The organism is Microcoleus sp. N3A4 (genome assembly GCF_036701805.1).
Lineage (GTDB): Bacteria > Cyanobacteriota > Cyanobacteriia > Cyanobacteriales > Microcoleaceae > Microcoleus.
The window spans coordinates 6,809-14,650 of sequence record NZ_JAUBRJ010000113.1; the positions used below are offsets into that span (position 1 = coordinate 6,809).

10 protein-coding genes are annotated in these 7,842 nt (G+C 45.4%); 3 read left to right on the top strand and 7 right to left on the bottom strand.

Annotated features, from left to right (window positions below):
- Positions 1-161: 161 nt before the first annotated feature.
- Positions 162-680 carry a CDP-diacylglycerol--glycerol-3-phosphate 3-phosphatidyltransferase gene (gene pgsA, locus QUA56_RS34615; protein WP_333367962.1) on the top strand — a complete coding sequence of 173 codons (519 nt, stop codon included), beginning with the start codon at positions 162-164 and terminating at the stop codon, positions 678-680.
- Between the two features lie 61 nt (positions 681-741).
- Here pgsA and QUA56_RS34620 read toward each other — a convergent pair whose 3' ends face one another.
- The 7 genes from QUA56_RS34620 to QUA56_RS34650 all read right to left on the bottom strand — a co-directional run bounded on the left by QUA56_RS34620 (position 742) and on the right by QUA56_RS34650 (position 6,973).
- Positions 742-951 carry a type II toxin-antitoxin system HicB family antitoxin gene (locus QUA56_RS34620; protein ID WP_333367965.1) on the bottom strand — a complete coding sequence of 70 codons (210 nt, stop codon included), beginning with the start codon at positions 949-951 and terminating at the stop codon, positions 742-744.
- Positions 938-1,111, bottom strand: a complete 174-nt coding sequence (locus QUA56_RS34625; RefSeq protein ID WP_333367967.1) for a hypothetical protein — start codon at positions 1,109-1,111, stop codon at positions 938-940. Before QUA56_RS34625 ends, QUA56_RS34620 begins: the two co-directional genes overlap by 14 nt.
- A gap of 87 nt (positions 1,112-1,198) precedes the next feature.
- Positions 1,199-1,348, bottom strand: a complete 150-nt coding sequence (locus QUA56_RS34630; protein ID WP_333367970.1) for a hypothetical protein — start codon at positions 1,346-1,348, stop codon at positions 1,199-1,201.
- 114 nt (positions 1,349-1,462) lie between these two features.
- A complete protein-coding gene (locus QUA56_RS34635; protein ID WP_333367973.1) occupies positions 1,463-3,208 on the bottom strand; it encodes a diflavin flavoprotein in 1,746 nt (581 codons plus the stop codon).
- Positions 3,201-3,830: a hypothetical protein gene (locus tag QUA56_RS34640; protein WP_333367976.1), complete on the bottom strand. Its 630-nt coding sequence runs from the start codon at positions 3,828-3,830 to the stop codon at positions 3,201-3,203. Before QUA56_RS34640 ends, QUA56_RS34635 begins: the two co-directional genes overlap by 8 nt.
- A gap of 318 nt (positions 3,831-4,148) precedes the next feature.
- A complete protein-coding gene (locus QUA56_RS34645; RefSeq protein ID WP_333367978.1) occupies positions 4,149-5,876 on the bottom strand; it encodes a diflavin flavoprotein in 1,728 nt (575 codons plus the stop codon).
- Positions 5,877-6,250: 374 nt separating this feature from the next.
- Positions 6,251-6,973, bottom strand: a complete 723-nt coding sequence (locus QUA56_RS34650; protein WP_333367981.1) for an IS1 family transposase — start codon at positions 6,971-6,973, stop codon at positions 6,251-6,253.
- Positions 6,974-7,210: 237 nt separating this feature from the next.
- On the opposite strand from QUA56_RS34650, the gene QUA56_RS34655 reads away from it, so the two are divergent.
- The gene (locus QUA56_RS34655) at positions 7,211-7,522 is read left to right on the top strand and encodes a hypothetical protein (protein ID WP_333367984.1); all 312 of its coding nucleotides are present in this window, start codon (positions 7,211-7,213) and stop codon (positions 7,520-7,522) included.
- 3 nt (positions 7,523-7,525) lie between these two features.
- The gene (locus QUA56_RS34660; protein ID WP_333367987.1) at positions 7,526-7,801 is read left to right on the top strand and encodes a DUF4129 domain-containing protein; all 276 of its coding nucleotides are present in this window, start codon (positions 7,526-7,528) and stop codon (positions 7,799-7,801) included.
- Positions 7,802-7,842: the final 41 nt, after the last annotated feature.

Below are 7,842 nucleotides of genomic sequence, written 5' to 3' on the forward strand. Positions count from 1 at the left end.
GTTGCCGAGCTTTTTTCTATTAGGATTAAGGCCAACTGTCACAAATAGGGTTAAATTTTAGGTATGTAGTTGCGCTTGAGCGCTCTGAGCTTAGGAAAGAGCGCTAAAGCGCAACTACATACCTTTGTTTAAATTTCCAGTTGGCCTTAGTCCTATCTCTTATGAATTTGCCTAATTTGATTACGTTTTCTCGCTTGCTGGGAGTGCCTTTTCTGCTCTACGGTTTGTACGACCCAAGCGCGCAAAGCCGCTGGATTTGCACCGCGATTTTTGTGGTAGCTGCGGCTACTGATTGGCTGGACGGCTATTTGGCTAGGAAGCTGAATCAAATTACCGATTTGGGGAAGTTTCTCGACCCTTTGGTGGATAAATTGTTGGTGCTCGCGCCGCTTTTAGTGTTGATTGAGTTGGGGAAAGTGCCGGCTTGGGCAGTGTTTTTGATTTTGGGGCGGGAGTTGACAATTGCAGGGTGGCGTGTTAATAAAACTACGATTTCTGGAGCTAATATTTGGGGCAAATTGAAGACGGTGAGTCAGATTGTGGCGATCGCACTTTTAATTGCTCCTCTGTCTGAAGCGTGGAATTTTCCCGCATTAATTGCTTTTTGGGTTTCTGTGGCTTTAACTTTGATTTCTGGCGCTATTTATCTGTGGCCGGAACAGGTGGCAGAGGACAAGTAAGCTACCTTCTTGATTACTCGTTCCCAAGCTATTCCTGGTAACGAGTTAAATTCCTATTAAACTAAGCCGAAATCAAGCGAGCTTTCGGTTGAGGAATATAACGCCCCAATTCCTGAGCCGTCTCAATCCACTCCTGCATAATAATCTCGATATTTTGTAGTGCTTCTTGATAAGTTTCGCCATCCGCAGCGCATCCGGGTAATTCCGGCACTTCGGCAATAAATGTTTGGTCTTCTTGACTCCAGTAGAGGCTAATTTCATAGCGAAGCATCGTTTTCACCTCCTAGTTGGTGTTTGAGAATTACCTCACGAATTTGCCTGACTTGATAGGCTTTGGCTTGCGAGCCTTTAGGTTGAAGATTTAGGATTTCTTCAACACCATCTTTAGCAAATATGTGGTGACCAAGAATTTCAAAGGTGGTACCCGCCACGTGATTTATCTCGCGCAAGTCAATCCAAAATCTAAAATCTAAAATCCTCAAGCCCCCGAATTAATCTCGCGCAAGTCAATCCAAAATCTAAAATCTAAAATCTAAAATCGAATGACTGCCGCGAATCCGTTCCTCAAAGCCGAGTCTGCGTAAAAGTTGGCAAAGTTGAGCAAAGGGTATATTGGCGTCGGAATTACCAAGTAAGATTTTAGCTAGCAGTTTGTCTGGTTGACTCACGCTCTGTCCAAGTTATCAGTTATTTTATGATGACATATTTCTGAGTTGGCGATCGAAAGTCATTCGTCAGAAATCAGAAGCCCGAATCAAAAATTCTGACGAATGACAAATTCCTTAATAATGAGTCCCAGATTTCCGGTAGTGCACCGCTGTCACGCCGTCATTTTTGAGCAAATGACCGTTGTCAATCGCCGCATAAACTACCCAGTGATCGCCGCATTCCATCCGACTTATCACTTTGCATTCCAGATAAGCTAGAGCATCAGTCAAAACGAGACAGCCGTTGCTAGCTTCCATTGTTTCGACTCCGGCAAATCTGTTTTCTCCCGGAGCAAAGTTTTTCATGAAATACTTCCGCAACTGTCGCCCTTCTGCTAAGATATTCAGCACAAATTGATCTCCGGCGTACATCAAAGATTCGATCGATCGATCTTTCGCCACCGCAATCGTCACGCCGGGCGGATTAAAAGTTGCTTGCGACACCCAGGAAGCCAGCATCGCACTGGTGACATCCTCCCGCTTCGCCGAGACTACGCACAGCGAACCAACGAGTCTCCCTACTGCTTGTTCAGTGCGATCGCTCCCCCCAGTCAATGCAGGTTTTGGAGCCCGCAATTTTTGCGATCGAATCAAAGCTTGAGCAAAATCCGTTCCCGTTTCTGTACACTCGTGAATCGTCGCAGCAGTCGGCTTAAATTTAGCTCGAATCGGCTCAAATCCGATGCGATAGCCGGCATCTTTCAGCTTGTTTTCCACTAAGTCGATCGCCTCTCCGCTCCAGCCAAAAGAACCGAAAACCCCCGCTAATTTGCTCTTAGTTGCGGTAGATAAAACAATTCCCAAAGCAGTTTGAATTTGCGTCGGAGCGTGTCCTGCTAGCGTGGGAGTTCCGATGATAAATCCCGCGCATTTCTCGATCGCCTCTTGAATTTCTCCCGGTTCTGCAAATTCGCAGTTGATACTTTCTACAGCAACCCCCGCCCTAGTAATTCCTTTGGCGATCGCCTGCGCTAAAGTAGCCGTATTTCCGTAAGCCGAAGCATAAATCAAAGCAACTGTCAAGTCTTTTGAATTTTGTTGCTGGCTCCATTCCCGATACAAATTGCTGAGTTCGTGGAGGCCGTAACGGACGATCGGGCCGTGACCGGGAGCATAAAATGCTGCGGGTAAATCGGCTAATTTATCCATTGCCCCCAGCACTTGTTTTGCCTGCGATGCGTGCAGAGAATCGTAATAATAGCGCCTGTCTTCGCTGTAAACGCTCCACCCTTCATCAAATACTTGGTCGCCGCAAACGTGAGCTCCAAATAGTTTGTCAGTGAACACGATTCGAGTTTGCGGATCGTAGGTGCAAAGTTGATCGGGCCAGCGAGGAGTCGGAGTCGCAATGAATTTTAAGGCGTGACCTTTTCCTAAATCGAGAACTTCTTCCCCCCGGACGATCGTAATGTTTAACTCTTGTTCGGGAAAAGCGGCTCGCAAACCAATTGCGGCGGGATTTGTACAAACAAAAGCTACTTTCGGAGCTAATTCTAACAGAGCTTTAATTGTTACTGACCTGTTAGTATTGAAATGCCCCAAAATCACGTAATCTAGCTTTGTCAAGTCCACCCGTTCCTGCAAAAATTCGAGATAATTTTGAGTAAAAGATTCCCCGGGCGGGTCGAACAAAGCAGTTTGGTCAGCTTGAATAATATAGCTATTTGCTGTCGTACCCTTTTGCAGCGAATACTCGACTTCAAATTTGAGTCTGTCCCAAGTGCGCGATCGCACAATAAAAGTATCGAGTGCGATCGGGATCAACTGCACGTCGCGGGGTTTGGCATTAGATGCGAGTTGAAGAGTCAAAGTGTTAGTCATTAATTGCACCTATGAGAAACTGAACTACAGAACTTCTTTTGATTTCGTGCCAAAATTTAGTATCTACAATGTCAAACCTTGCACCTCGATCCTGTAAATTGGTATCCAGGTCAGTCAGAAATTCCCTGGTTTTCAAATCGTCCCCAATTTGGATAAAGCTCACCCCAATTTCTTCATCTTTATCTATTTTATTTGCCGCACTGACAAGAATTTCGGCAACAGCAGCGGCTTTTTCTGGTTTTTGATCTAGGACTGCAACAATTATTGCTCCTTTCTTCCCTGGGGCATTTTTTATGCTGCCGAAATAATCGCTGAAAGTTTCTTTCAGAGGTTCTTCCAAATTAATTGCAGTCGGGTTTGCTGAATCCAGTTCCGTATTTTGTCGCTGCAAAATTTCAGCTAACCGGGCAACATTTGAATTTTTATACTTCCACATAGGAGTAGAAGCTTCGTAAACGGTGATGCCGTCGGTGTCAAATTGCTGACATTTTTTTGCTAAGTCGATCAGAGATGCCTGTGCTTCTACCCACTCCTCGTACCAAGGATGGTGAGGGTCTCTGCTGGCATCGCTTCTGGCAATAATAATTGTGTAATCTCGGTCTTCTAAAAGATTGGCAGGCATTGACAATTCCCCTAGTTAAAATGGAGTCTAAATGACAACGGTTTGCCCGGTTTGCTGCTTGGGGCGCACCCAACACCCAGAGCCCGGTAAGGTGCGCCACAAGCACCCAACGTTGAGAGTTTTTGCGTAGCCAGTTGCGTCTTGGACTGTAACTGTAGGGTGCGTCAGTAGATAGTCGATGATGAAGTCGAATAAAACATCGGCTGACGCACCTTACTAATAAGTTTGGGGTGTGTTGACGGTTGACAGTCGATCGATATATCGTTGAATTTCCCTCTTCAACTGTCAACCGTCAACTGTCAACCGTCAACTGACTTCCTAATAGTGATTTCCCACTTTGCGGTGGTGAACTGCCGGCAGTGCATCGGGATTGGATACGCGGCCGTTATCGACGATCGCATATACGATATGATGGTCCGAAAGTTCCATCCGGCTGACTACTTCGCATTCCATGTACGCCAAAGCATCTGTCAAAATCGGAGAACCGTTGGTAGCAGGTTGAGTTTTAACTCCGGCAAATCGATCGGCACCTGGAGGAAAACGCTTTAAAAAGTGCCTCATCAAGGTTTGATAATTGCCTTCTTCCAGCACGTTGAGAACAAATTTATCTCCCGCGTGCATCATCGATTCGATCGCCCGATCCTTCGCAACTGCTATTGTTAAACCCAGCGGTTTAAAACTTGCCTGCGTTACCCAAGAAGCCAGCATCGCACCGCTAACCTCGCCTTTTTGAGCGGTAATGATGTACAGTCCGCCGCTGATCCGTCCCAAAGCTTTATCGAGGTCGCTGTCGAGAGATTTCATCTGTTTGACAGCCTTGTCCCGCGTCAGCCACTGTCCCAAGTCAGTGCCGGCTTCGTCGCAAAGTTGATAAATCGGTTCCGTCGGCGTTTCTTTAATTAAAATGTTGGGAAATGCTTCTTTTAAACCCAACTCTTTAAACTTGTTTCTCAGCGGGTAAATAGATACATCATCGCCGCCGCCGGATTCGCACAAACCGAAAGATTGTTTGTTGTTAGCTGCAACTAAAATTGTGTTGATGGCAGCTTCGGCATTCGCAGCAGCAGTACCGCCACTAGGCGGCGAACAAATTACAATGCCGGCAGCATTACCGACAAGTTCCGCAACTTCTTGCAAGTCGGCGGTTTTCAAATCCATCATTTCCACGGCGACACCGGTTTTGGTGATACCGTGGGCGATCGCCTGGCTGAGCCGATCGCTAAATCCGTAATCGGAAGTGTAAAATACCGCTACAGTGGTTTCTGCCTTAGCTTGCGCTTGACTCCACTTTTTGTAGCGTCCGGTGAGTTCAACTACGTTGTGCCGCAGCAAGGGGCCGTGACCGGTCGCAACTGTACCGATTTCTCCCAATTCTGCCATCCGCTTCATCGCACTGAGTACCGATCGAGCGTTGGGAGCCATCAAGCACTCATAATAAAAGTGGTAATCTTCCTCAACTTCTGCTAAATCGTCATCGAAGGTGCTGTCGGTACAGTAGTGCATCCCGAAAGCGTCGCAGGTAAACAGCACTTGAGTTTTGCTGTCGTAGCTGAAAATAGTATCGGGCCAGTGCAAGTTCGGGGCCGATACAAATTCGATAATGTGACCGTTTCCTAAATCTAGTTTGTCCCCATTTTTGACTACCAATCGTTCAAATGGTTGGTGTACAAGATTTTCTAAAAATTGAATGGCTACTTTCGCCCCCACGACAATCGCTTGGGGTGCCAGCGCCAACACGTCTTTAACTAAACCGCTGTGGTCTGGTTCGGTGTGGCTGATAATTAGATAGTCAATCTCTTTGGGGTCAATTTCGCCCGTCAGAGTTTCCATGTACTGCTGGCGAAACTTCTCGTGAGAGGTATCGACGAGGGCTGTTTTTTCACCGCGAATGATGAATGAGTTGTAAGTTGTACCGTTTTTGAGTCCGAATTCGATGTCAAAGCGGTCTCTATCCCAGTCCAGGCATCGAATTGCCGTTGTATCAGGGGCAATTTCGACTTTTTCCACCGTCAATCTGCGTTGGACTCGTTCAGTCAGCGCTACCATCAGTGCCTCCTTGTCTGTTACCCATTACCTTATTGTCTTCATTCTGACACGTTTCTTTTGTAAATCTTTATAAAATTTCTTATGAGGCTGTTAAGTATCCCAAAAGTTATGGCATAAGGCAGTTCGGCAACGCGCACTGAATCGGGATGTAACGGATTGGAGGAAGAAGGAAAATTCAATAAAATCAATTTTTGGTCGATAGACAGTTGACAAAAAACTTATCTCTGTGGTAGTAAAAATGAGTTTGAGCGGTTGGACGATCGCCTCTTTAGAAGACTATCAGTCAAATGCGATGCTCGATCGCGCGGCGATTTGGGTAGCGCCCTGAAGGAAAGGATCGGAGAACAAAACCGCATTCAAATTAAAACAGGCATCTAAAGTTGTAAATTAGCATTATAATGATGCACAAAGCGCCAAATAGCAGCTATATGATTTTCTAATTTTTTAGAGAAAGCTAAGCTCTTTCTTACTAACCGAGATACTCGTTGTCGAATAGTGCAGTTAAAGCGCTCAATATAGCTAGTAAAACCACTATCTTTATCTACACTACGATGACGTTTGCCAGGCAATACAGAATCGTAGGCACTCCAATGGTCAGTATAAATTACTGCACATTGACGGTAAACTGGTGGCATTGAATTCCATAAGGCCTGAGCTGATACCGCGCTACGATCCCCAATATGTACACCAACAATTTCCCTAGTCTCGGCATCCAATGCAAGCCATACCCACTGCTGATTTCCTTTGTTATCGACAAACGACCATAACTCATCCATCTGAACATTCAGGCGCTTTTTTGGCTTGGCACTTACCTCCACTTGCTTCTTTTCAACGACAGAAGCGGCATTTACGTAGCGCTGTACTGTATCTTCAGATACTTGCAATACCCGAGCAATCCCAGCCTGAGAAATACGTTCAAGTAGCATCCGTGACATTAACTCCTGTTGTTCCTTGGTAATGGCTTTCCATGCCGGATTCAAAACAAATTGACGGCCACATTCTCGACATTTGTAGTTTTGTTTATGATGCCGAGTCTGACCGTTACGACTAACTTCTTTTGAGCCACAATTGGGGCAAGAATTAATTTCTACTGTCATATCACTAATGGCAAACACTTCTCTCTAATCATAGCTTACTCCGATCCTTTCCTTCAGGGCACTACCGCGATTTGGATTAGGGACAATAACTCGGCATTTAAGTCAACCTAATCAAACGTAAAACGCGATCGCGCTCTCTTATCCCCGATTTCTTTAATCAGTCGGGGATCTGGGGATAATGATAGAATAAAAAAATTCTCAATCCACAAGCAACAATCGACTCATTGATGTAAAGCTATGTCTGAAAGTTCCTTTGAGAAAACTAATTTGAGTTGGCAATTCGGACAGTTGCAACAGCGAGTAGAGGAGTGGTGGGAACTAAAAACTGCCCAAAATATACCGAATGTTAAATTGCTATCTTGGTTTGATTCCCCCATCTTGTGGGCGATCGCTAAAGCAGCCTTTTGGTTAATCTTAGCATTGCTCGCAGTCTGGGCGAGTTGGCAGATTTGGCAACTGTCGCGTTTTTATATTCATAATTTTAAAAAGAGGAATCAAACAACTGATCGCAGTGCGAAAAAAACAATTAAATATTTGTCGGTAGCATAGTGGTTGTTGCGATCGCAAAAGTTGCAGCAGCAAGGGAAATACCGCCAAGCTTGCCGCTGTCTTTATATGGCGGCGTTGCAGCGGTTAAATGATACCGGAACTGCGGTTCACCAACCCAGCCGCACTGATGGCGAATATTTGCAATTAATCGAGCAATTACCCCAGCCAGCGCCTTACGAAACTTTGATAAAAATACATCAGCAACTATATTTTGGGAATAGGGAAGCTTCCGCCTCAACCTTTGAACCCACATTCCGCAGTTCTGGCTTTAATGACTAAGGATTATCATACATTCAGTGTAGGAAAAATATCTGTGCCTA